This window comes from Comamonas sp. lk, from assembly GCF_900564145.1.
Taxonomy (GTDB): Bacteria; Pseudomonadota; Gammaproteobacteria; order Burkholderiales; family Burkholderiaceae_C; genus Comamonas.
Genome location: NZ_UOOB01000002.1, coordinates 483,860 through 506,150 on the forward strand (window position 1 = coordinate 483,860; position 22,291 = coordinate 506,150).

Here is a 22,291-nt window from a genome sequence, read left to right on the forward strand (position 1 = left end):
CGTGGCGCCAACCGGAGGAGACGGCAGCTCTGAAGAAATCTGCGGCGCACTCAGTTGCCGGCGCCCAGTTCCTCATGGTGGCCGGACTCACCCTGCTTCCAGTACGAAGCAATGCGCATGCGCTTGGGGTTGGCGCCGGGCTTGCTCAGCATGCGCTTGCGCAGATCGGCCATGGCGCGGTTCTCGCCCGCCGCCCAGACAAAGCCTTCGCCCTGGGGCAGTTCCAGCGCATCCACGGCATCGGCCAGCGAAGCCACCCATTGCAAATCCAGTGCGGCCTGGCTGCTCCAGGCACGCTGATCGGCAGCATTCGCCAGCTGCACGCGCACGATGGCGCGGCTGCCTGCGGGCAGTTCGGCCAGGCGGCGCTCAATGGCGGGCATGGCGGTTTCGTCGCCCAGCAGCACATGCCAGGGCAGGTCTGCCGCAATCACCAGACTGCCGCGCGGGCCGGCCAAGCCCAGCCACTGGCCCACGGGAGCGTTTTGCGCCCATTCCACCGCCGGGCCGGTGCCGTGGACGGCAAATTCCATTTGCAAGGTGTTGGCGGCCGCGTCAAAGTGCAGCGGCGTGTAGTCGCGCATGGTGGGGCGCTCGCCCTCCACATGCGGGCGGCCGTCGACGATTTGCGGCAAATTGGGTTTTTCCAGTCCGGCCTGCGGCAGGATGAGCTTGGTGTGATCGTCAAAGCCGGCACTGACAAAGCCTTCCAGCTCGGGGCCTCCCAAGGTCAGACGAATAAAGCCGGGGCTGGTTTGCTCACGCGCCAGCACTTGCACGTGGCGGGAACGGAAAGGATGGCGCACGCGCTGCATCACGGAGTCTGTGCCATGGCTGGCGAGGGCGCTGTTTGTCTCGTTGATGGACATAGGAGTGAGTTTGTTGATAAAGTCCACCAAATATCCAAGATTAAGTTGACTTTGTCAACAATAAATTCCCACACCATGAATTCATCTTTGTCTGCCGACGTGTTTGACGCGCTGCATGAACTGGTTCGCCTGTTTCGTGCGCGCATGCGCAAATCCATGGAATCCGTACACCCGGAGCTGACCTTCAACGAGATTCGCGTGCTGGTCCATACGGGCCGACGCCCGGGTCTGACGCAAAAGGACATGGTGGAACACAGCCATGCCGACAAGGCGCAGATGGCGCGCACTCTGGCCCAGCTGGAAGAAAAAGGATGGCTGCTGCGCACGGCCAGCGAAAGCGACAAGCGCGTGCGCTGCCTGCAACTGAGCGCGCAGGGCCAGGCGCTGTATGTCCAGCTGCGCCAGCTGCGCGACAAGGTGGCCAGGGATTTGCTGCAGGATTGCCCCGAGTCCCAGCAAGCCCAGCTGCTGGCCTTGCTGCAACTGGCTGGCGACGGCGCCAAACGACGTGACAAACAACTACAGCAGCCATGATGCGGCGGAATGGACTGCGAATCGGAACCTCCAGTAAGCACTTACGCTTCTGGCCACGCATTGAATAGAGTTTGTCCGACAACAGGCATCTTTAATTGTTGCAGTGCAACAACAATCCATGAAGCCAGCGTAAATATTTGCAAAGAAACAAGTGGGAATCATTATCATTCGCAGCGTTCCGTATCCGCGTACGGCCTCAGCCAGCCATGGACTATGACCTGCACCGAAAGCGTCTGCACACTTTCCGGAGGCAAGCAAAAAAATTACTCCTCGCCAGCCAGCAGTCTTCATCCAAGTCTTCATCATGGCGAAACCCAACACATATATCCAAAGCCGTAAACACTCCCAGGCGGGCCTGACATCACCCGTCAGCCTGCTGGCGGCGGCCACCGCTCTGGCGGCCCTGGGCCTTCCGGCCCATGCTCAGTCCACAGACAACGCTCCCGTCCTCAAGGAAGTGAAGGTCGAAAGCGCTGCCGATACGGGCTACACGCCGGGCACGATTTCCTCGCCCAAGTTCACCCAGCCTCTGGTCAACACCACGCAGACCGTCTCCATCATCAAGGAGCAGCTGTTGCAGGAGCAAGGCGCGACCACGCTGACCGAAGCACTGCGCAATGTGCCCGGCGCCGGCACCTTCTACGCAGGCGAGAACGGCAACACCAGCACGGGCGATGCCGTATACATGCGCGGCTTTGACAGCTCCAGCAGCATTTATGTGGATGGCGTGCGCGACATAGGCGCCATCTCGCGCGATATGTTTAATATCGAGCAGATCGAAGTCACCAAAGGCCCGGCCGGCACCGACTACGGCCGCAGCGCGCCCACCGGCGCTATCAACCTGGTGAGCAAGCAGGCCAATCTGACCAACAGCTTTGGCGGCTCCCTGGGCTTTGGCTCGGCCAGCTACAAGCGCGGCAATGTGGACCTGAACCGCGTGATCAATGCAGAAACCGGTACGGCCGTGCGTCTGAATGCCATGGTGCAAGACTCCGGCGTGGCCGGTCGCGACCGCGTGGCCAACGACCGCTGGGGCATTGCACCCTCGTTCGCCTTTGGCCTGAACTCTCCCACCCGCGTGTTCGTGAACCTGCTGCACGTCAAGCAGGACAATGTGCCCGACGGCGGCGTGCTGACCATAGGCCTGCCTGGCTATAGCTCGCCAGACCCCGCCAATCGCCCTTACCTCACCGGTGCGTCGCGCGTCAACAGCAAGAACTTCTACGGCACGGCCTCCGACCGCGACAACGTGACCGCCGACATGGCCACGCTGCGTGTGGAGCATGATTTCTCTGCCACCACCAAGCTGCGCAACACCACGCGCTGGGGCCAGACCAAGCAGGACTATCTGCTGACCGCCTTCATGGCAGCAGGCACCGGCACCAACAGCATCCAGACACCCAACGCGAATGACCCCTCCACCTGGAGCATGGCGCGCAACATCAATACCAAGGATCAGGTCAACCGCATCCTGACCAACCAGACCAATCTGAACACCAGCTTTGCCACCGGCACGGTGCGCCATGATCTGAGCACCGGCCTGGAACTGACGCGCGAGGAGCAGACCAATTACGGCCTGGCCACCGCCGGCGTCGTGCCCCGCGTCAGCGTGTACAACCCCGACTCCAGCATCTATCTGCCTGCCTATCTGCGCAACGGCGCCGACAGCAAGGGCACGACAGACACGGTGGCCCTGTATGCCTTCGACACGCTCAAGTTCAACGAGCAATGGCAGGCCAATGTGGGTCTGCGCTGGGATCACTACAAGTCTTCCTACAACGCCAGCGCCGTCTGCACGGCGACCTCCACCACCCAGCCTTGCGGCAGCAATCCTGTAGGCACCGTGGTGCACACCACCTCGGACGGCCTGTCCAAGACCGGCAATCTGCTGAGCTGGAAGGCCGGCCTGCTCTACAAGCCCGCACCCAACGGCAGCGTGTACCTGAACTACGCCCTGTCCCAGCAGCCACCGGGCGGCAACAACTTCACGCTGTCTGCCGTGGCCAACAACTCGGCCAATCCCAATATGGATCCGCAAAAGGCCAAGACTGCCGAAATCGGTACCAAGTGGGAGCTGCTGGACAAGAACCTGCTGCTGACCGGCGCGCTGTTCCGCACCGAAGTCACCAATGAAATCGTGACCAACCCCGACGGCAGCGTGAACCAGACCGGCAAGAAGACCGTGCAAGGCCTGGAGCTGGGCGTGATCGGCCAGATCAGCAAGGCCTGGGGCATGAGCGCCGGCTACACCGTGCAAAACACCAAGGTGGCCAACGGCGCCAACGTGGCGGCCGATGCCAGCAGCGGCCTGACCTACACCCCCAAGAACGCCTTCAGCCTGTGGAGCACGTACCAGCTGCCCTTTGGCCTGACGATCGGTGGCGGTGCACGCTACTCCGGTGGCCTCAAGCGCGGCACGGACGGTGCCGTGGGTACGCCCAACTTCACCGAGTCGTACTGGGTGGTGGACGCCATGGCCAGCTACCGCGTCAACAAGAACCTGGACATTCAGCTGAATGTCTACAACCTGTTTGACAAGAGCTATGTGGCAGCCATCAACAAGAGCGGCTACCGCTACTTCCCCGGCATTTCGCGCTCGGCACGTCTGACGGCCAACTTCAGGTTCTAAACAGCACCCCCTGAGGCGCTAGGCGCCCTCCCCCTCTCTCGCTTCGCGGGAGAGGGGGACGACATCTTCGCTGCGGGGCGGCGGGGCCGCCTAGGCCCTTGCTTGATGTCTCTGGCTTGGGCCATGCCTGCTTGAAGGCTGCGCTCTTTTTACGCTTTCAGCCCCGCAACTGCGGGGCTTTTCCGTCCGAGGAAATTCAAAAAATGATGCTGCATATCCCCAATGTTCTAAGCCGCGAGCAAGTCGCCAGCATGCGTGCCGCCATCGATGCGGCCGATTGGGTGGACGGCCGTGCCACCGTGGGCAGCCAGGGAGCCCAGGTCAAGCGCAATCGCCAGCTGCCCGAGGACTCCCCCATCGCCTTGCAGCAGGGCCGCATCATCGAGCAGGCGCTGGCAACCAATAGCTTGTTTTTCAGCGCCGCCCTGCCCGCGCGCAGCATGCCGCCGCTGTTCAACCGCTACAGCGACAGCGAAACCTACGGTCTGCATGTGGACGGCGCGGCGCGCCGCGTGGCCGGTGCGGCCATGGGCGGCCCCCAGTGGCTGCGCACCGATCTGTCCTGCACGCTGTTTCTCTGCGAGCCCGAAGATTACGAAGGTGGCGAGCTGGTGGTGGTGGACACCTACGGCACGCACGAAGTCAAGCTGCCCGCGGGCGATCTCATCCTCTACCCGTCATCGAGCCTGCACCGGGTCGAAGCCGTCACCCGCGGCGAGCGTGTCTGCTCCTTCTTCTGGGCCCAGAGCCTGGTGCGCGACGACAGCCGCCGCGCCCTGCTATTCGAGATGGATCAGGCCATCACCCGCTTGCGCGCCCAGTTGGGCGAAACGCCAGAGACCGTCAGCCTCACCGGCAACTATCACAACCTGCTGCGCATGTGGGCAGAGACTTAATGCGCGCATAAAAAAGGAGCTGCTTACGCTGGCTCAATCATGGTTTCAAGCCTTAATTGACTTGAAATCCTTTGATTAAAAGCGCAAGAAGCTCCTTTTATTGAAATTACACACAGCCAAAACTGGCGCAATCCAAGTCAGGAAGGTCAAGCAAGGGCCTAGGCGGCCCCGCCGCCCCGCAGCGAGGACCTTGTCCCCCTCCCGCGAAGCGAGAGAGGGGGAAGCCGCAAAGCGGCTCAGGGGGAGCTTCAAAATTTCAGGTTTGCCGTAATCCAGAAAGTACGGCCGGCCTGCGTCACGCCCGAGACGGAAGAACCTCCCTGGAAGTAGCTGTTGACCCAGGTCGGCGTGCCGTTGACGTTGACCAGGCTGTACTTGCGGAAGTCCTTGTTGAACAGATTGAAGATGTTGGCGTTGATGCTCAGGTTCTTGTTGACCTGGTAGCTACCACCCAGATGGAACAGCTGGTAGCTCTTGATATCGCCCACTGCGTCAAACACGGCCTTGTTGGCATTGCTCAGGTTGGCGTAGGAGCCGCTGAAACGCGGGCTCTTGCCGCGCAGCTCGCCGCGCAGCCACAAGCGCCACTGGCTGTGCGGCGTCCAGTCCAGCTGCGCGCTGCCGATGTGGCGAGCGGTGTTGGCCAGTTGGCCGTTACGCACACCGCCTTCAATCACTTCGCTGTCGGTGAAGGTGTAACCGGCGCGCACGGCCCATTGCTTGTTCAGCTGGGCGCGGGTGCTCAGCTCCAGACCCTTGGTCTTGGCCTTGTCCACGTTGATGGCGTAATCGGCCGTGGGGTTGAAGGCACAGCTGGAAATCGCCACCGAAGCGCAGTTACCGCCGCTGCTGATCTTGTCCTTGATGTCGTTGTGGAACAACGTAGCGCCGGCCGTCCAGCCCGCCTTGTTGTCAAACAAGGCCGACAGCTCCACGCTGGTGCTGACTTCAGGCTTGAGGTTGGGGTTGCCGATGTTGATGGTCGTACCCTGGCCGCTGACGCCGCTGACGCCGTCGATCAGCTGGTTCAGGCGCGGTGCCTTGAAGCCCCTGCTGACGCCGCCCTTGAAGGTCCAGTTCGTGGTTGCATCCCAGACCACATAGGCACGGGGGCTGAAGTGGCCGCCAAACGCGTCGTGGTGGTCATAGCGGCCGCCCAGCGTAGCGGTCAGGCCTTCGCGCAAACGCCATTCGTCTTCGGCAAAGAACGACCACATGGTCTGCTTGTGGCTTTGAGGCAACAGGCCGTCCTTGAGTTTGGCATCCCAGAGCTGACCGCCCAAGGTCATGATGTGCTTGTCGCCCAAAGGAGCAACCAGCTTGGTGTCCAGCACCACATTGGTGGTCTTGAGCTCGCGGTCGCTGCCGCTGCGCGGATCGCCCTTGGGCACGGCGGCGCCGGGAATGGTACGGCCGATGGTCTCGGTTTCCGTGTGCATCAGGCTGCTTTCCAGCAAGCCAAAGCCCAGGCGGCTGGCATGACCGATGGCAAGCTGATCGCGGTTGAAGCGCAGGGCGTCCTTGTAACCGGGTGGGTTGTTGGGTGTCAGCGCATCACGGCTGCCCAGGCGGCCATCTTCGTTGTTGTACCAGGTGCGGGCCTGCTCCACATCCAGCCAGATATCGTGCTGGCGGTTGGGTGTCAGCGTCAGGCGTGCGCCCAGATTGTGCTGGCGGCTTTCAGCCGGGGCCGGGTTGCGGGCCTGGGTCGGCTGGTTGGCATTGGGAGCCAGGACCCAGTCCGAAGCCTCGCGGCCACTGTAGCTGCCGCGCACGGCCAGACCCAGCAGATCGGACTTGATGGGGCCGTTGATGTAGATATTGCTCTTGTACTGGTTGCCCCATTCGCTGTCTTGCGGAATGCCGGCACCGATGCTGACCTCGCCGCCCCACTCCTTGGCCACCTTGCGGGTGATGATGTTGATCACGCCGCCCATGGCATCCGAGCCGTAGAGGGTGGACATGGGGCCGCGAATGACTTCGATGCGTTCAATGGCCGACACCGGTGGCATGAAGCTGGTCAGCGCCGCGCCAAAGCCGTTGGGCGTGACGTCGCCGGCCACGTTCTGGCGACGGCCGTCGATCAGGATCAGCGTGTAGTCGCTGGGCATGCCGCGAATGCTGATATCCAGGCCGCCGGTCTTGCCCGTACCGCCCATGACGTCGATGCCTTCCACGCCTTGCAGGGCTTCGGCCAGATCACGGAAATTCTTGCTTTCCAGCTCTTCGCGGATCACCACCGAAATCGAGGCAGGCGCATTCTTGAGCTCTTGCTCAAAGCCGGAGGCAGACACCACCACTTCGCTCATGGTGTGGGCTTCCTGAGCGACTGCGTTGACGCAGGCGGCTGCGGCCAGCGCCAGCAAAGTGGGTTGCAAAAGCATGCGACGTGTCGCAATTTTGGACATGATGACTCCCACGCCAGACAGAAGTTGGCGTTTTGATACTGAGATTGGATGTGCGGGCTACGGGGAGCCCGGAGAGGCGGCTGGCGGAGCAGCGCAAGAGAGACAAGCCTGAGTTGTGTTTCTATTTGTAGGCTCGACGGGGGCGATTATCATTCAACAAACAAAAACCATTCTCATTCTTGTTATTAATTTGAAGGTCATTGCTGTGTTGTGCAGCTGCCGTGGTATCTGTGCGCGAACCAGAACCGCAGCCTTTGGACCGAACAAGCATAAAAAAAGCGCTCAACCCCATACAGGGTGAGCGCTTTCAGCCAGCAAAAAGATAGCTAACTAGCAGGCATGGCAGCCGATCAAGGCAGGTCTTTCATGGGCTCGGCTTCATTGCTGGGGCGCGGGCCTACCGTGCCCAGCCGGCTTTTGAGCGACTGCGGCTGGCCTGTGATCAAGGCCGCATAGTTGGTGGTGTTGGACAACACTTTTTTCACATAGTCACGCGTTTCACTGAAAGGCACGTTTTCGGCCCAGATGGCAGCATCCAGCACCGGGCCGTTGCGCCAGTTGCGCGGTCGGCCCGGGCCGGCGTTGTAGCCTGCGGCAGCCATGGCCATGGAGCCGTCAAAGTCGTCCAGCGCCAGTTTCAGATAGGCCGTGCCTATGGTGATGTTGGTGTCCCGGTCGTTGATCATGCCCGGCGTGAAGTCGCTCAGGCCAATCTTCTTGGCCGTCCAGCGCGCCGTGGCCGGCATGACCTGCATCAGGCCGGAAGCGCCCACACCCGAGCGCGCATCCATGATGAAGCGGCTTTCCTGACGGATCAGGCCATAGACATAGGCCGGATCCAGCCCGATGTTGCGCGACTTGCTGAGCACGGTATCGCGGTAAGGCATGGGAAAGCGCTGATTCCAGTCCGCAAAGGTCTTGGTGCGCTCGCTGGTGTTGATACAGCGATCCCAGACATGGCGCTCGCAGGCCAGATCGGCGGCGGCATACAGCTCGCGGTCGCCCAGGCCGCCGGGCTGGTGCAGATTGGTGCTGTAGTTCCACTCGCGCACGCCTTCGCTGCGCAGGCCGATCTGAATCGCATACAGGCTGCGGGCCAGACCGGGGTTGGCGCGGGCCGAAGCTTTTTCCTGGGCCGTCAAAGGCGCGGGAGCCGGGGGCACGCTGATGCGCTGACCGATTTCCTCCAGAGCCAGTTGCTCGTAGAAGCTGGCCGAGCCGGCCGTATCTTCCAGCAGTTGGCGGGCTTCGGCTCTTTCCTCGGCATTGGGGCGGCCGGCCAGCATGGCCTTGGCTTTCCAGTAGCTCCAGGTCGGGTCGGTGCGCTCGGGGCCCATGGCGTCAATCGCGCGGTGCACGGCCTTCCAGTCGCCGGCGCGCAGAGCTGCGCGAGCCTTCCAGCCCAGCAGGTCGTCGCTCAGGTCTTCGTTGCGGCGCACCTTGCCAAAATAGCTGTTGGCATCGGGCGAGAGCTTGAAAGCCGCCTGCTTGCCCGCCACCGCCCAGGCCCAGTTGCGCTCTTCTGCGTTCAGCTGCACGCCCCAGCCGCCTTCGATCTGCGTGGTGGCGGCATCGGGGTCGCTGGCCGCCATGCGGATCAGGGCCAGCAAGGCCAGCTCCTTGCGCTCGCGGCCGCGGGATTTGCTCTGGCCGGACAGGTATTTGGCCGGAGAGGCAAACACCTGAGCTACCTGATCGGCCGCATCGGGAGCGACGATGGCCACCGCATCGCGCGCGGCCTTTTGCCGGTTGGCTTCGGTGGCTGTGCGGGCGCGGCGCCAGATGTCGGCATCAGTGAGCTGTTTTTGCGCATACAACTGGCCGGCCGCCGTGGTGCAGCCGTCATCGGCATCTTTTTGCGCCAGCCACAGATCGCGCACCTGCTGGCCCGCATTGGGCGCGATGCGGCCTTGCGCTGCATCGGCCAGCACGGCGTAGCAGGCCACGGATTTGTCGTCGCGCATGCGGAACTGCGGATAGACGCGGGCAAACGTCAGCCAGTCGCGCTGCTTGCCCAGCAGCAGCAGCCAGTCGTTGCGCATGCGGTCTTCCTGATAGGTGCCGGCATAGCGCGTGAGAAAGGCCTGGATTTCATCGGGCGAAGCCGTCTCAAGACGGCTCTTGAGTTCCCAGTACGCGGCCCAAGGTTCGAGGGGGTGACCGCTGGCCTGCGGCAGCAACTGCGCCAGCGTGGACCGGTCTCGCTTGAGGAATGCTTTTTGCATGTCCAGCAAGACGGCATCTGCCGAGTTTTGCGCCTGAGCCAGCGGAGCGGCTACAGTCAAAAGGGAAGCCGCACAAAGCGGTGTCAAAATCTTCAGCCAGTGCATGGAGGAATTTATCTGATGGACAAAGCAGCTTTACGCCGCAAGTTGATTGACCAGCGCCTTAACCTTTCCGACCGCTTGCAGCGCGCGGAGGCGCTGCAGCAGGTGATGCGCTTTTGGCTGATAGACCGGCCCGATTCCGTGATTGGCGCCTATTGGCCCATCAAGGGAGAGTTCGATCCGCTGCCAGCCCTGCATCGCTGGAAAGAAGATGGCGAGCTACAGGGTACTCCACAACGGCGCAAGATTGGACTGCCCGTCATCGATAAGCAACGCAAGACGCTGAGCTTTCATGCCTGGTACCCCGGTTGCCCCATGGAAGAGGATGCCTATGGCATCCCCAAACCCAAGGATACCGAGGTGCTCACGCCCACGCTGCTTTTCGTGCCCTGCGTGGGTTATGCCGCCGGCGGCTACCGCCTGGGCTATGGCGGCGGTTTTTATGACCGCACGCTGGCAGCGCTGCAGCCTCGGCCCTTTACTGTGGGCCTGGGCTATACCAACGGCTATGTGGATGACTTCAGCCCCGAAGCCCACGATTTGCCGCTGGACGCCATCCTCAACGACAACGGCGTGGTCTGGCCGGTATGAGTCATCCGCGCAAAAACATTCCCCAGCGCCGCTACCGGCAGCGTCCGCCGCTGACCGTCATGCAGCAACCGCTGTCGCACGGCGAGGTTCAGCGTCTGCAAGCCCATATGCGGCGCCACGGGCCGCGCAGCCTCACGCCTGCGCAGCACGATGCCATCTGGGATTTTCTGTTCGAGCAGCCTGAAAGCCATAGCTGGATCAGCCAGATGGTCGATCAGATCCATGCCGGCCAGAAAGCCCTGCGCCCCGCAAGCACCCGACTGGAAACGGCAGCACCGAGCTGAAGCGCTGTCAGCGCTCCTGATTAGAGAGCAGCCAGCGTAATTTCAACCTTGATTTCAATGTGATTTTTATCTGAAATCCATTGAAATCATGTGACAGATGCTCCTGTTTTAGGACTGAGCGGCGCTGGCGGCCCGCCAGTGCTTCCAGCCTTGTGCACGCAGCTCGCAAGCCGGGCAGTTGCCGCAGCCATAGCCCCAGTCGTGCAGCTCCTCGCGCACGCCTTGGTAGCAGGTATGGGTCTCGGTGCGGATCAGCTCGACCAGCGCATCGCCGCCCAGGTCGTGGGCCATTTGCCAGGTCTGGGCCTTGTCCAGCCACATCAGCGGCGTATCAATGCGCAGCCTGCGCTCCAACCCCAGATTCAGCGCCAGCTGCTGGGCCTTCATGGTGTCGTCACGGCAATCGGGGTAGCCGGAGTAATCGGTCTCGCAAACGCCGGTGACGATGACCGTCAAACCGCGGCGGTAGGCCAGCGCACCCGCCAGCGTGAGAAACAGCAGATTGCGCCCCGGCACAAAAGTGTTGGGCAAGCCGTCGGCCTGCATGGCAAACGCCACGTCATCGGTCAGGGACGAGCCGCCGATCTGCTTGAGCACATCCAGCGAGAGCACATGGTCCTCACCCAGGCGCGGCGCCCACTGGGGGAAGCGGCGGGCCAGCTCCTGGCGCACGCTCAGCCTCACCTCCATCTCCACGCTATGGCGCTGACCGTAGTCAAAACCCAGCGTCTCCACGCGCTCATACATGGCCAGCGCCTGGGCCAGGCAGGTGGTCGAGTCCTGGCCGCCGGAAAACAGCACCAGAGCCGTCTTGTGATGGCCTGCGCCGGCCGGCGTGGAGGTGGGGTGGGGAGTGTGGGACGTAGTTTGGGACATAGGCCTGCAATTAGATCACCGCGCCCACGACCGCAGAGGCCGCCGGGCTATGCCGTAGACAAGGTATAGGCAGCTTCAGCCATTCATTGCTAAGCTTGAGCCCGCACTGCTGGAGACTGTCATGCTCACTCTTTACATAGGCAACAAAAACTATTCATCCTGGTCTATGCGCCCCTGGGTGCTGATGCGCCAGACCGGGATTGCCTTCGAGGAGCAGATGCTGCGGTTTGACGGCTTCGGTCCGGACTCCAGCTTCAAGCAGCGGGCCCTGGCCCTGTCGCCGGCCGGCCGCGTGCCCATCCTCATCGACGGCGGACTGAGGCTGTGGGACAGTCTGGCCATCAGCGAATACTTGGCCGAGAAGTTTCCGGAAAAACACCTCTGGCCCCAGCAGCTGCTCAACCGCGCCCGCGCGCGCTGCCTGGTGGCCGAGATGCACAGCAGCTTTACCTCCTTGCGCAGCCTGTGTCCCATGAATATCGAGGCCCGTCTGCCAGAAGTCGGCGCCAAGCTCTGGGTCGAACACCCGCCGCTGCGCGCCGATGTGCAGCTGCTGCAGGATCTCTGGACGCCGCTGCTCGCTGCCGCCAACGGCCCCATGCTGTTTGACCAGTTCAGCATTGCCGATGCCTTCTTCGCCCCCGTCTGCATGCGCTTGAACACCTACGCCCTGCCCCTCTCGCCCGCCGTGCAAGCCTATGTACAGCGCGTCAGCAACCTGCCCGCCGTGCAGGAATGGGTGCAGGCGGCGCGCGCCGAGCGCGACTTCCGGCCCTTTGAAGAACCTTATCGCTCCCAGCCCTGAAAGCGCGCCGATAGCCACTACCATTGCCGGATGAGCGAAGTGAAGGTCAACGAGTTTCAGATCTACAAGGTCGGCGGTGCCGTACGCGACCAGTTGCTGGGTCTGCCTGTCAACGATACCGACTGGGTGGTGGTGGGCGCCACGCCCGAGCAGATGACGGCCCGCGGCTATGTGGCCGTGGGCAGGGACTTCCCCGTCTTTCTGCACCCGAAAACCCATGAGGAATATGCGCTGGCCCGCACCGAGCGCAAGAACGGCATGGGCTACCGCGGCTTCGTGGTGCACACGGCCGCAGATGTGACGCTGGAAGAAGACCTGGCACGGCGCGATCTGACTATCAATGCCATAGCGGCCCCCGCAGACTGGAAAAGCGCCAGCGAGCTAAAAGACCTGGTAGACCCCTATAACGGCCAGCAAGACCTGCGAGACAAGGTGCTGCGCCACGTCACCGAAGCGTTTCGCGAGGACCCGGTGCGCATACTGCGCCTGGCCCGTTTTGCGGCTCGCTTTACCGCGTTTTCCGTAGCTCCCGAAACCCTGCAGCTGATGCGCGAAATGGTAGCGGCCGGCGAGGTCGATGCCCTGGTGCCCGAGCGCGTGTGGCAGGAAATCAGCCGTGGCCTGATGGAGGAGCAGCCTTCGCGCATGTTCGAGCTTTTGCGCGAATGCGGCGCGCTGGCCGTGCTGCTGCCCGAACTCGACCGCCTCTGGGGCGTGCCTCAGCGCGCCGAATACCACCCGGAAGTCGACAGCGGCGTGCACGCCATGATGGTGCTGGACATGTCGGCCCGGCTGCAGACGCCGCTGACCGTGCGCTTTGCCTGCCTGTGCCATGACTTTGGCAAGGGCACAACGCCCGCCGACGTGCTGCCCCGCCATATCGGCCATGAACAGCGCAGCGCCCGTCTGCTCAAGGACGTTTGCGAGCGCTGGCGCGTGCCCAACGAATGCCGCGAGCTGGCCGACCTGGTGGCCCGCGAGCACGGCAATATTCACCGCAGCCATGAGCTCAATGCGGCCGCCCTGCTGCGCCTGCTGGAGCGCTGCGATGCCATACGCAAGCCCGCACGTTTTGAAGAAGCCTTGATGGCCTGCGAATGCGATGCACGCGGCCGCCTGGGTTTTGAAGATGCCGCCTACCCTCAGCGCCAGCGCCTGGGAGGCGCCATGCAAGCGGCTTTGGCGGTGGACACCGCCCCGGTAGCCCAGGCCGCTGCCCAGCGCGGGCTCAAAGGCAAGGCCATTGGCGAAGCCGTGAGCAAGGCCCGCGAGCAGGCGATTGCCGACTGGCTGACCCGGCAGAGCATTTGATTTCTGCCGCTGATGCGCCCAGGCGCGCAGCAACGCAGCAGGAACTCAAATCACCGACTGCACCCAGCGCACGATCTCTCCGGGCGGCAGCGCGCCCGAGATGCGACCCAGCTCCCGCCCTTCCTTGAACACCACCATGGTGGGAATGCTGCGGATGCCAAAAGGTGCCGAGGCCTGGGGATGGGCCTCGGTATCGAGCTTGGCAAACTGCGCCTGGCCCGCCAAGGTCTGCGCCGCCTGGGCAAAGCCCGGAGCCATCATGCGGCAAGGCCCGCACCAGGGCGCCCAGAAATCCACCACCACCGGCAGCTGGCTGCGGCCCCTGTGCCGGGCAAAGCTGTCCGCATCCAGAGCCACAGGCTCGCCCGTCACCAAGGGCTTATGGCAGCTGCCGCAGTCCGGGCTGTTCGCCAGCTGCTCTTTGGCAATGCGGTTGGTGGTGTGGCAGTGGGGGCAGACGTAGTGCAGGGATTCGGACATGGGCAGAACTTTCGGCAAGCGTTTCGGGTGACAAGGCCGGACGGCCTTGTGGCAGCCTGATAGTTGCAGCCACGGCGGCAAGATTCAAGCCCCGGAAATCGCGGCTCAGAGTTTCACAAAGCGTGCGATCAGGGCGGCGACCAGACTCAGCAGCACGGTGCTGGCCACGGGCAAAAACAGCTCGCGCCCGAACAGCCGGAAGCGAAAATCGCCAGGCAGACGGCCCAGGCCTATGCGCTCCAGCCAGGAGTGCAGGCCGTTGATCAACAACAAGGCCAGGAAAATAACAATCAGCCAGCGAATCATGATGGCCCAAGTGTACGGGCGTCGCGAGTCAAACGTCTTGCATGCAGAAAAGACTGCCCCGCCCCAAGCCGTTCTTTGCCTGGTTGCGGCCACGGGCCTGGCATGACATTCCGTCCGGGAATGATCACCTTCCAAAAGATTGATTGACGCCAGACACACCGCCTGCCCACCATGCGCACAGCTTTTTGGCGCTGGCGGCTTCTGTCCCCACGCCATCGCGAGGTCAGGCGGCAAGCCCGCTTGCCCGCAGGCGCCGGCGCACAAGCGCTCAATTCATAACCAGGAGACATGACATGCCCACATTTTTATCGCGCCAGCAATTTCTGCGCTCGGCCGCACTGCTGTGCGCCGCCGTTGCCATGCCGGCCATCGCCGCTGCCGATGCTTTTCCCGCCCGCCCCATCAAGCTGGTAGTGCCCTTCGCTCCCGGCGGCAACACCGATGTCGTAGCCCGCCTGCTGTCGCAAGGCATGTCCGAAACGCTGGGCCAACCCGTGGTGGTGGAAAACATTGCCGGCGCCAACGGCGCCATTGGTGCTAGCCGCGTCGCTGCAGCCAGCAACGACGGCTACACCTTGCTGTTCGGCACGGCGGGCACGCAGGCCATCAACCTCAGCCTGTACAAGAATCTGAGCCAGAAAAATCTGGCCGATTTTGAATACATCGCCTTGGTGACCTCCATTCCCAACGTGCTGGTGGTCAATGAGGCCAAGACACCCGTCAAGTCGGTGGCCGAGCTGGTGGGGCGTGCGCGTGAGCAGCGTGCCGGCATGAGCTACGGCTCGCCCGGAACCGGATCGACCGTGCATCTGTCGGGCGAGTTGCTCAAGAGCGCCGCGCGTCTGGATCTGGTCCACGCCCCCTACAAGGGCAGCGCGCCCGCACTGACCGACCTGATTGGCGGCCAGATCGACTTCATTTTCGAGAACATCACGCCCGCCCTGCCTTTTGTGCAAGGCGGCAAGCTCAAGGCGCTGGCCGTCACCTCCTCCGAGCGCCTGCCGCTGCTGCCCCATGTGCCCACCATGAAGGAAAGCGGTTTTCCCTCGTTTGTGACGGCCACCTGGAACGGCGTGCTGGCGCCCAAGGGAACGCCAGCAGCCGTCGTCAAGCGCATTGAGGCCGCCGCACTCAAGACCGCTGCTAGCACCGAATTCAAAACCAAGGTGGCCGCTCTGGGCGGAGAACCCCGCCAGTTGGACTCCGCTGCCTTCCGCAACTTTACCCAGAACGAATTCAAGCACTGGGAAGGCATCATCCAGGCCGCAGGACTGCAGCGCCAGTAAACGCGGCCCTTGCTTTAGGAGCGGCTTGCGCATGCTGCGGCTTGATTTCAGATGATTTTTATCTTGAAACCTAGTTAAATCAGGCGTCAGACGCTATAAAAAGCGTGTGGCAAGCCCTCACCGGGGATTGCCATTCGCCTCAGCCATGCAATGGCTTGCTCGAAAAAACAGGGCTTACAGCCTGTGCGTTCTATCGCCCTGCACAAAGCCCAGCGGGCCCCAGGGCTCGACGCCCTTGGATAGGGCCACGACCTTGAACAGCTCGCCCATCTCATGCTCCATGATCAGCTTGGCTGCCATGACGCGTTCCTTGAGGCCGGCGGCATCCATCTTGGCTGGCAAGCCGCAGTTGATGAGAAAGTGGGCCTGGTTGGTATAGCCCAGCACGTCAAAACCCGCATCCTGCGCGGTCACGGCGGTGCCGGTGAAGTTGACGTGGGCCGTGATGTCCTTCAGACCCACCTGCACCAGCGGATCGCTGTCGACCTGATGCTGGTAATGGCAGACCAGCGTGCCCATGTGGCGCTGCACATGGTAGTACTCGTTCTCGCCAAAGCCGTAGTCAATGAAAAAAGCAGCACCTCGGGTCAAACGCTCGCCCAACGTGTGGATAAATGCCTCGCCCTGGCGGTGAATTTCGGTCAGATAGTCATGCGGGCCGTCAATGTCCACCGGCGGACGCAGCTCGCTGGGCCGGTCTTCCCAGGCGAAGACTTCGCCGTTCATGACCACACCGCGCTCATGCCACAGGCCCTGGGTGCGCTGCAGCAGTTGCACGGGCATGGCGTCCAGCACCTCGTTGCCAATGATCACGCCTTCCATGCTCTCTGGCAGGACATCCACCCAACGCACCAGGCTCTCATGCTTGGCCAGCTTGAGTTTCTGGCGGGCGCGCAGCGTGCCGGAGAGATCGACGATGGTGTAGCGCCTGGGCAATCGTCCCAGGGCCGCCAGCTCATCGAGCAACTGCAGGGCCAGCGCTCCGGTGCCCGCGCCGAACTCCCAGATTTCGTCGGTGCCGGTGCGGTCCATGGCTTCGACCAGCTGGGCCGCCACGACCTGACCGAACAGGGGTGAAATCTCCGGCGCCGTCACAAAATCGCTGCCAGACTGGGGCAAAGACCCGAATTTGGCCGATTCATTAGCGTAATAGCCCAGGCCCGGCGCATAGAGCGCCAGCTCCATGAAACGGTCGAAAGGCAACCAGCCGCCCGCGGCGGCAATTTCCTTGGCAATGCGCGATTGCAAGGTGCTCGTTAAACTTAAGGGTTCTGTCGTCACAACCCGCATTTTTCCACGAATGTCCATCCCTGCCCAAACACGCACTGTTTTGGTGACCGGCGCCGCCCGTCGCCTGGGACGCGACATGGCGCTTGCCTTGGCCCATTCGGGCTGGCAAGTGGCTGTGCATTACCGCGACTCGCGCGAAGAAGCTATGCAAACCGTAGCTGCTTGCGCAGAACTGTCGGGAGTTAGCGCCGCTTTTGACGCTGATTTCTTTGACGAGAACTCGGTACGTTCGCTGGTGCCGCGTGTGGTGGAGCACTTTGGCCGCATCGACGCCGTGGTCAATAACGCCTCGCTGTTCGAGCATGACGATGTCAAAAGCTTCAGCTATGTGGCGCTGGAGGCGCATCTGCGCAGCAACACGGGCGCGCCCATCTTGCTGGCCCAGGCCCTGCATGCCCACCTTGTCGAGCGGGCGGCCGCAGGCCAGGCCGAGACCGATGCTGCCGTGGTCAATGTGCTGGATCAAAAGCTCTGGAACCAGAATCCGGACTTTTTGAGCTACACCCTCTCCAAGGCCGCGCTGGAAGCGGCCAACACCATGCTGGCGCTGGCACTTGCCCCGCGCGTGCGCGTGGTGGGCGTGGCCCCGGGACTGACACTGACCAGCCATATGCTGAGCCAGGAAAAGTTCGAGGCACTGCATGCGCTCAGCCCGCTGGGCCGCTCCTCCGCCCCCGAGGACATTGCTGCCGCCGTGTGCTTTGCACTGGAGAACCGGGCGATGACGGGAACCACCTTGCTGGTCGATGGCGGCCAGCACTTACAGCGCTTCGAGCGCGATTTTTCGATGATGTGAGCGCCTGCCAAGGCCTCGCACACGCTTGCAATGACCACCTCCGGACAACAGATACTCACGCTCAACGGCCTGCGCTTTGACGCCAGCCTCGGGATTCTCGCGCACGAGAAACAGGAGCCTCAGCCGATTCAGGTCGATGCCGAACTCAATCTCGGCCCCCAGCCGCTGACTCCGCGTGATGACGACATCCTGCATGTGCTGGACTACCGCAAGGTGCGCCAGATCATCATCGACGAATGCACGGCCGAGCATGTGAATCTGCTGGAAAGCCTGATCGGCAAGCTGGCCCAGCGCCTGCTGCAGCTGCCCGGCGTGCGTGGCGTGCGCGTGAAGATTGCCAAACTTGAAATTTTTGAAGACTGCGAAGTAGCCATTCGCATCGAAACCGGACAATGGTGAACCCCATGAACGCTGTGACTGAGAACCCCTGGATTGCCGAAGAAGGCAACGCCACCGAAGCCGAAGCGGCAACGCCCGGCAAGATCAAGATCGAACGCGAGCAGCACAAGCTGGAAAAGCGCCTGTGCCGCGAAGTGGGCCGCGCCATCACCGACTTCAACATGATTGAAGAAGGCGACAAGATCATGGTCTGCATGTCCGGCGGCAAGGACAGCTACACCATGCTCGACATCCTGCGCAAGCTGCAAAAGCGCGCCCCGGTGAAGTTCGAGCTGGTCGCCGTGAACCTGGACCAGAAGCAGCCCGGCTTTCCCGACCACATCCTGCCCGAGTACTTCAAGAGCCTGGGCGTGGACTACCACATCGAAACCCAGGACACCTACAGCGTCGTCAAGCGCGTCGTGCCCGAGGGCAAGACCACCTGTGGCCTGTGCTCGCGCCTGCGCCGCGCCATTCTGTACCGCGTGGCCGACGAGCTGGGCTGCAACAAGCTGGCCCTGGGCCACCACCGCGACGACATCGTGCAGACCTTGATGCTCAACATGTTCTACGGCGGCCGCATGAAGGGCATGCCGCCCAAGCTGGTCAGCGACGACGGCAAGCATGTGGTGATCCGCCCTCTGGCCTATGTGCCTGAGAAAGACACGGCGCGCTGGGCCCAGTACCAGAACTTCCCCATCATTCCCTGCAACCTCTGCGGCAGCCAGGACGGCCTGCAGCGCGTGGCCATCGGCGAGATGCTGCGCGAGTGGGAAAAGAAGTTCCCCGGCCGCATCGAGAGCATGTTCCGCGCCATGGGCAATGTGGTGACCACGCACATGATGGACCCCAATCTGCACAACTTCAAAGACGCCAAGGCCACCGGTATTGCCGACCCCAACGGCGACATGGCATTCGACCACGAGGAGCTGCCCAGCGCGCCCACGCTCGCTGGCCTGCCCGGCGTACAAGTGGTACAACTGTCCTGAATTAGGCATCGCTGTTGAACTAAGCAGCACGCAAGCAGTCAAAGCAAGGCCCATTTCCATGGGCCTTTTTTTGTACAGGAGAGCAACACCATGAAGATGCGCTGGATGAATGTCCGCTGGGTGGGCGCGCTGGCCCTCGCAGCCACAGCCTTGCTCACAGGCTGCAGCACGATCCGTGAAGTCAACAGCACGGTTCAAAGCTATTCCTCGCTGAGCACCCTGCCCCAGCCGCCCACGTACCGCCTTGAAACCCTGCCCTCCCAGCAGGATCAGGTCCACTTCCCCGCCATCGAGGCGCAGGCCCAGCAGGCGCTGGCCCACGTGGGCCTCAGACGCGACGACTCCAACCCCAGCCTGGTCGTGCAGATCAGGGCCACGGCCAAGTACGCGCGTGACTATGCCAGCTGGCCGTATTACGACCCCTGGGGCCCGCGCTGGGGCTGGGGCATGAACTACGGTCGCGGCTGGGGCATGGGCTTTGGCGGCAGCATGATGTTTGACGGCCCGCCCCTGGAGTACTACCGCGCCGTCAGCATCGTGATGCGCGATATCAAGACCCAGCAAATCGTCTACGAAACCTCGGCCCAGCGCCAGGACGTGTGGACGGACGACCCGGCCATCTTCGGCATCTTGTTCGATGCCGCGCTGACCGGCTTCCCCAAGCCGCCGCAAGGTGCACGCACGGTTCGCACCGTGATCCAGCCTCCGGCCCCGGCGGCAGCCCCGGCCACTGCACCCGCTGCAGCCCCAGTGCCAGCCACGCCGCTACGCTGAGTTGCAATCTTCCACAGTTGTGCCCCATGGGCCCGTGCTAATGTGCAGCCCTCTTGTGGGAGTCATGGTCTGGCCTGCAGCGGTGTTCGCTCAGGCAGGCCTTAAAAGGAAAATGCCATGAAAATATTTGCCCTCTCGGCTCTGGTCTGCGCCACGCTGGGTGCCACTGCCCTATCCGCCAACGCCTCGAGCTGGGGCGATGCCCTGCGCGACAAGGTCGGCGGCGGCGCTGCGGAAAGCACGACAGGCGCCTCCTCGGGTCTGGGCGGTATGCTGAGTGGCGCCGGCGGCGCTTCGGCCCTGTCGGCTCTGGGCCTGGGCGGCCTCAGCGGCTCGGCCACGGCCAGCAATGCGGCTGGCGTCATCACCTACTGCATGAAGAACAACTACCTGAATGCCGACAAGGCCGCCCAGGTCAAGGACCAACTGCTGGGCAAGCTAGGCCTGGGACAGAAAGAAGAACCCAAGGACCAGGGCTACAAGAACGGCCTGATGGGCATGGTCACCGGCTCCAACGGCCAGACCTTCAGCCTGGACAAGATCAAGAGCAATCTCAAGGAGAAAGCCTGCGACTACGTCTTGGACAACGCCAAGTCTCTGCTCTGATCACTGCGCTATTCATAGCGACTAGCGCTTGATCCATCAGCGTTAGAAAGCAAAAAGGCTTGCATTTTCAGCAAGCCTTTTTTGTTGCCGCCCGATCAGCGCTCAGGCATGCGCATGGCTGATATCGGGAATGGCCGCCATCAGCTCGCGCGTATAAGCATGCTGGGGAGCGTCCAGCACGGCGGCGGCCTCGCCCGACTCCACCAACTGGCCACGCTGCATCACGCCGATGTCGTCACACATATGGCGAATCACCGCCAGGTTGTGGCTGATGAGCAGATAGGTCAGACCGAACTCGTCCTGCAGATCGCGCATCAGATTCAGCACCTGGGCCTGTACCGACACATCCAGCGCTGACGTGGGTTCATCGCAGATGATGAATTCCGGCTGGCTGGCCAGGGCCCGGGCCACCGCAATGCGCTGGCGCTGGCCGCCGGAAAACTGATGCGGGTACTTTTTGACATCGTCAGGCTTCATGCGCACACGGCGCAGCGCCTGCTGCACGCGCTCCGCCGTTTCCTGCTTGCCCGATGTCAGCCCCAGCACCAGCAAAGGCTCGGCAATCAGCTGCTCCACCGTCCAGCGCGGATTCAGGCTGGCATAGGGGTCCTGAAAAATCATCTGGAAACGGCGGCGCATGGCCACGGTCTGGGCCGCAGGACTCCATTTGTCCACACCGTCAAACCAGATCCGGCCGCTGGTAGGCGGCGTGAGCCCCGCCACCATGCGCGCCACGGTGGATTTGCCTGAGCCGGACTCGCCGACCAGTCCAAAAGTCGTGCCTTTGCGGATGCTGAAAGACAGCTGATCCACGGCCTTGAGGATTTTTTTCTCCTCATGCGCCAGCAGCCGGGCCAGCCAACCGCCGGACAGCTCATAGTTCTTGCACAGATCCCTGACCTCCAGCAACGGCGTTGCGCTACTGCCAGCTGCGTCGACTGCTATCGGCTTGGGAGTCCAGGGCACGGCCTGGGTCACCTTGCCGCTGCCCACCTCGGGCACGGGCAGGCGCATCAAACGCTGGTGCACGCTGGGGATGGCCGCCATCAGCACCTGGGTATAGGGCTCGCGCGGCGCATCCAGCACCTGGCGCACGGGCCCGGTTTCCAACACCCGGCCCTGGTACATGACCATCACGCGGTCGGCCGTCTCGGCAATCACGCCCATATCGTGGGTGATCAGCATGGCGGCAGCACCGCGCTCTTTGCAGACGCGGCGCAGCAAGGCAATGATCTGCGCCTGCACCGACACATCCAGCGCCGTGGTGGGCTCGTCGGCAATGATCAGCTCGGGCTCGGCGCACAGCGCCAGCGCAATCGCCACGCGCTGGCGCATGCCGCCAGAAAACTGGTGCGGGTACTGGGCCATGCGCTGCCTGGCATGGGGAATTTCCACTTCCTGCAAAAGCGCCAGCGCACGGGCTTCGGCTTCGCTCTCGCTGACCGGCAAGTGGGTGCAAATGGTTTCCACCAGATGCCGGCCCACGGTATAGACCGGGTTCAGACTGGTCAGCGGATCTTGAAAGATCGTGCCTATGCGTTTGCCACGTATACGGCGCAGGTCTTCGCCGGTGAGCGTGTCTATGCGCTCACCGAACAGCTCCACCGTACCACCGGAGATGCGGCCCGGCGGCTCGATCAGGCCGGTGACGGCCGATCCGGTCATGGACTTGCCTGCGCCCGATTCGCCCACCACGCCCAGGATTTCGCCACGTGCGATGTCGAAAGACACGTCATGCAGCACATGCACCGGGCCTTTGTAGGTATCGAAGGTGACGCTGAGATTGCGCACCCGAAGTACGGGAGCAGCGGGCACACCACCGGCAGGCACCTTGTTTTGTGTGTCTATTCTCATGG

The 22,291-nt window shown here is 62.6% G+C and carries 21 protein-coding genes; 13 read left to right on the forward strand and 8 right to left on the reverse strand.

Going from position 1 to position 22,291, the window contains the following annotated elements; genetic code table 11:
- Nucleotides 1-50: 50 nt before the first annotated feature.
- Nucleotides 51-869, reverse strand: a complete 819-nt coding sequence (locus tag EAO39_RS21000; protein WP_120971617.1) for a siderophore-interacting protein — start codon at nucleotides 867-869, stop codon at nucleotides 51-53.
- A gap of 75 nt (nucleotides 870-944) precedes the next feature.
- Between EAO39_RS21000 and EAO39_RS21005 the strand changes: the two genes are divergently transcribed.
- The 3 genes from EAO39_RS21005 to EAO39_RS21015 all read left to right on the forward strand — a co-directional run bounded on the left by EAO39_RS21005 (nucleotide 945) and on the right by EAO39_RS21015 (nucleotide 4,928).
- Nucleotides 945-1,403 carry a MarR family transcriptional regulator gene (locus EAO39_RS21005; RefSeq protein WP_120971618.1) on the forward strand — a complete coding sequence of 153 codons (459 nt, stop codon included), beginning with the start codon at nucleotides 945-947 and terminating at the stop codon, nucleotides 1,401-1,403.
- Nucleotides 1,404-1,707: 304 nt separating this feature from the next.
- Nucleotides 1,708-4,032 (forward strand): catecholate siderophore receptor Fiu, encoded by a 2,325-nt coding sequence (locus EAO39_RS21010; protein WP_120971619.1) that lies wholly within the window; start codon nucleotides 1,708-1,710, stop codon nucleotides 4,030-4,032.
- Nucleotides 4,033-4,235: 203 nt separating this feature from the next.
- Nucleotides 4,236-4,928: a Fe2+-dependent dioxygenase gene (locus EAO39_RS21015; RefSeq protein WP_120971916.1), complete on the forward strand. Its 693-nt coding sequence runs from the start codon at nucleotides 4,236-4,238 to the stop codon at nucleotides 4,926-4,928.
- 248 nt (nucleotides 4,929-5,176) lie between these two features.
- Here the strand turns inward: EAO39_RS21015 and EAO39_RS21020 are convergent, their stop codons facing one another.
- On the reverse strand, nucleotides 5,177-7,336 hold the full coding sequence (locus EAO39_RS21020; protein WP_120971620.1) for a TonB-dependent receptor: 2,160 nt from the start codon (nucleotides 7,334-7,336) through the stop codon (nucleotides 5,177-5,179).
- A gap of 350 nt (nucleotides 7,337-7,686) precedes the next feature.
- Nucleotides 7,687-9,666: a lytic transglycosylase domain-containing protein gene (locus tag EAO39_RS21025; protein WP_120971621.1), complete on the reverse strand. Its 1,980-nt coding sequence runs from the start codon at nucleotides 9,664-9,666 to the stop codon at nucleotides 7,687-7,689.
- A 15-nt stretch (nucleotides 9,667-9,681) separates the two neighbouring features.
- On the opposite strand from EAO39_RS21025, the gene EAO39_RS21030 reads away from it, so the two are divergent.
- The gene (locus EAO39_RS21030) at nucleotides 9,682-10,254 is read left to right on the forward strand and encodes a 5-formyltetrahydrofolate cyclo-ligase (RefSeq protein WP_120971622.1); all 573 of its coding nucleotides are present in this window, start codon (nucleotides 9,682-9,684) and stop codon (nucleotides 10,252-10,254) included.
- Nucleotides 10,251-10,538, forward strand: coding sequence for a hypothetical protein (locus EAO39_RS21035; RefSeq protein ID WP_120971623.1), 288 nt, complete (start codon nucleotides 10,251-10,253; stop codon nucleotides 10,536-10,538). Before EAO39_RS21030 ends, EAO39_RS21035 begins: the two co-directional genes overlap by 4 nt.
- Before the next feature lie 108 nt (nucleotides 10,539-10,646).
- Here the strand turns inward: EAO39_RS21035 and queC are convergent, their stop codons facing one another.
- Complete coding sequence (queC, locus tag EAO39_RS21040) at nucleotides 10,647-11,414, reverse strand: 7-cyano-7-deazaguanine synthase QueC (RefSeq protein ID WP_120971624.1); 768 nt, start codon at nucleotides 11,412-11,414, stop codon at nucleotides 10,647-10,649.
- 121 nt (nucleotides 11,415-11,535) lie between these two features.
- On the opposite strand from queC, the gene EAO39_RS21045 reads away from it, so the two are divergent.
- Nucleotides 11,536-12,219, forward strand: coding sequence for a glutathione S-transferase family protein (locus EAO39_RS21045; protein WP_120971625.1), 684 nt, complete (start codon nucleotides 11,536-11,538; stop codon nucleotides 12,217-12,219).
- A 30-nt stretch (nucleotides 12,220-12,249) separates the two neighbouring features.
- Nucleotides 12,250-13,530: a multifunctional CCA addition/repair protein gene (locus EAO39_RS21050; protein ID WP_120971626.1), complete on the forward strand. Its 1,281-nt coding sequence runs from the start codon at nucleotides 12,250-12,252 to the stop codon at nucleotides 13,528-13,530.
- 45 nt (nucleotides 13,531-13,575) lie between these two features.
- Here the strand turns inward: EAO39_RS21050 and trxC are convergent, their stop codons facing one another.
- Nucleotides 13,576-14,010: a thioredoxin TrxC gene (gene trxC / locus EAO39_RS21055; protein WP_120971627.1), complete on the reverse strand. Its 435-nt coding sequence runs from the start codon at nucleotides 14,008-14,010 to the stop codon at nucleotides 13,576-13,578.
- 105 nt (nucleotides 14,011-14,115) lie between these two features.
- On the reverse strand, nucleotides 14,116-14,316 hold the full coding sequence (locus EAO39_RS21060; RefSeq protein ID WP_120971628.1) for a DUF2905 domain-containing protein: 201 nt from the start codon (nucleotides 14,314-14,316) through the stop codon (nucleotides 14,116-14,118).
- A 293-nt stretch (nucleotides 14,317-14,609) separates the two neighbouring features.
- Between EAO39_RS21060 and EAO39_RS21065 the strand changes: the two genes are divergently transcribed.
- Nucleotides 14,610-15,602 (forward strand): tripartite tricarboxylate transporter substrate binding protein, encoded by a 993-nt coding sequence (locus EAO39_RS21065; protein ID WP_120971629.1) that lies wholly within the window; start codon nucleotides 14,610-14,612, stop codon nucleotides 15,600-15,602.
- A gap of 174 nt (nucleotides 15,603-15,776) precedes the next feature.
- On the opposite strand, the gene EAO39_RS21070 is transcribed toward EAO39_RS21065, so the two are convergent.
- Nucleotides 15,777-16,892, reverse strand: a complete 1,116-nt coding sequence (locus EAO39_RS21070; RefSeq protein ID WP_120971630.1) for an SAM-dependent methyltransferase — start codon at nucleotides 16,890-16,892, stop codon at nucleotides 15,777-15,779.
- Between the two features lie 10 nt (nucleotides 16,893-16,902).
- Between EAO39_RS21070 and EAO39_RS21075 the strand changes: the two genes are divergently transcribed.
- The 5 genes from EAO39_RS21075 (at nucleotide 16,903) to EAO39_RS21095 (ending at nucleotide 20,435) form a co-directional block, all read left to right on the forward strand.
- Complete coding sequence (locus EAO39_RS21075) at nucleotides 16,903-17,688, forward strand: SDR family oxidoreductase (RefSeq protein WP_120971631.1); 786 nt, start codon at nucleotides 16,903-16,905, stop codon at nucleotides 17,686-17,688.
- A 30-nt stretch (nucleotides 17,689-17,718) separates the two neighbouring features.
- Nucleotides 17,719-18,087, forward strand: a complete 369-nt coding sequence (locus tag EAO39_RS21080) for a dihydroneopterin aldolase (protein WP_120971632.1) — start codon at nucleotides 17,719-17,721, stop codon at nucleotides 18,085-18,087.
- Entirely contained in the window at nucleotides 18,081-19,055 is a 975-nt protein-coding gene (ttcA, locus tag EAO39_RS21085) for a tRNA 2-thiocytidine(32) synthetase TtcA (protein WP_120971633.1), read from the forward strand. The genes EAO39_RS21080 and ttcA overlap by 7 nt, the downstream gene beginning before the upstream one ends.
- Before the next feature lie 90 nt (nucleotides 19,056-19,145).
- A complete protein-coding gene (locus EAO39_RS21090) occupies nucleotides 19,146-19,829 on the forward strand; it encodes a DUF4136 domain-containing protein (protein ID WP_240467155.1) in 684 nt (227 codons plus the stop codon).
- Between the two features lie 117 nt (nucleotides 19,830-19,946).
- Nucleotides 19,947-20,435, forward strand: a complete 489-nt coding sequence (locus tag EAO39_RS21095) for a DUF2501 domain-containing protein (protein ID WP_120971634.1) — start codon at nucleotides 19,947-19,949, stop codon at nucleotides 20,433-20,435.
- A gap of 102 nt (nucleotides 20,436-20,537) precedes the next feature.
- On the opposite strand, the gene EAO39_RS21100 is transcribed toward EAO39_RS21095, so the two are convergent.
- Nucleotides 20,538-22,289, reverse strand: a complete 1,752-nt coding sequence (locus EAO39_RS21100) for an ABC transporter ATP-binding protein (protein WP_120971635.1) — start codon at nucleotides 22,287-22,289, stop codon at nucleotides 20,538-20,540.
- Nucleotides 22,290-22,291 lie beyond the last annotated feature (2 nt).

Bases quoted from the DNA above. Each gene is read 5' to 3' on its own strand.
- EAO39_RS21000 (WP_120971617.1), bottom strand. From the start codon at position 869: ATGTCCATCAACGAGACAAACAGCGCCCTCGCCAGCCATGGCACAGAC.
- queC (WP_120971624.1), bottom strand. From the start codon at position 11,414: ATGTCCCAAACTACGTCCCACACTCCCCACCCCACCTCCACGCCGGCC.
- EAO39_RS21065 (WP_120971629.1), top strand. From the start codon at position 14,610: ATGCCCACATTTTTATCGCGCCAGCAATTTCTGCGCTCGGCCGCACTG.
- EAO39_RS21060 (WP_120971628.1), bottom strand. From the start codon at position 14,316: ATGATTCGCTGGCTGATTGTTATTTTCCTGGCCTTGTTGTTGATCAAC.
- EAO39_RS21090 (WP_240467155.1), top strand. From the start codon at position 19,146: ATGAAGATGCGCTGGATGAATGTCCGCTGGGTGGGCGCGCTGGCCCTC.
- EAO39_RS21035 (WP_120971623.1), top strand. From the start codon at position 10,251: ATGAGTCATCCGCGCAAAAACATTCCCCAGCGCCGCTACCGGCAGCGT.
- EAO39_RS21020 (WP_120971620.1), bottom strand. From the start codon at position 7,336: ATGTCCAAAATTGCGACACGTCGCATGCTTTTGCAACCCACTTTGCTG.
- EAO39_RS21050 (WP_120971626.1), top strand. From the start codon at position 12,250: ATGAGCGAAGTGAAGGTCAACGAGTTTCAGATCTACAAGGTCGGCGGT.
- EAO39_RS21015 (WP_120971916.1), top strand. From the start codon at position 4,236: ATGATGCTGCATATCCCCAATGTTCTAAGCCGCGAGCAAGTCGCCAGC.
- EAO39_RS21010 (WP_120971619.1), top strand. From the start codon at position 1,708: ATGGCGAAACCCAACACATATATCCAAAGCCGTAAACACTCCCAGGCG.
- EAO39_RS21100 (WP_120971635.1), bottom strand. From the start codon at position 22,289: ATGAGAATAGACACACAAAACAAGGTGCCTGCCGGTGGTGTGCCCGCT.
- EAO39_RS21030 (WP_120971622.1), top strand. From the start codon at position 9,682: ATGGACAAAGCAGCTTTACGCCGCAAGTTGATTGACCAGCGCCTTAAC.
- EAO39_RS21045 (WP_120971625.1), top strand. From the start codon at position 11,536: ATGCTCACTCTTTACATAGGCAACAAAAACTATTCATCCTGGTCTATG.
- EAO39_RS21075 (WP_120971631.1), top strand. From the start codon at position 16,903: ATGTCCATCCCTGCCCAAACACGCACTGTTTTGGTGACCGGCGCCGCC.
- EAO39_RS21025 (WP_120971621.1), bottom strand. From the start codon at position 9,666: ATGCACTGGCTGAAGATTTTGACACCGCTTTGTGCGGCTTCCCTTTTG.
- EAO39_RS21005 (WP_120971618.1), top strand. From the start codon at position 945: ATGAATTCATCTTTGTCTGCCGACGTGTTTGACGCGCTGCATGAACTG.
- ttcA (WP_120971633.1), top strand. From the start codon at position 18,081: ATGGTGAACCCCATGAACGCTGTGACTGAGAACCCCTGGATTGCCGAA.
- EAO39_RS21095 (WP_120971634.1), top strand. From the start codon at position 19,947: ATGAAAATATTTGCCCTCTCGGCTCTGGTCTGCGCCACGCTGGGTGCC.
- EAO39_RS21070 (WP_120971630.1), bottom strand. From the start codon at position 16,892: ATGCGGGTTGTGACGACAGAACCCTTAAGTTTAACGAGCACCTTGCAA.
- trxC (WP_120971627.1), bottom strand. From the start codon at position 14,010: ATGTCCGAATCCCTGCACTACGTCTGCCCCCACTGCCACACCACCAAC.
- EAO39_RS21080 (WP_120971632.1), top strand. From the start codon at position 17,719: ATGACCACCTCCGGACAACAGATACTCACGCTCAACGGCCTGCGCTTT.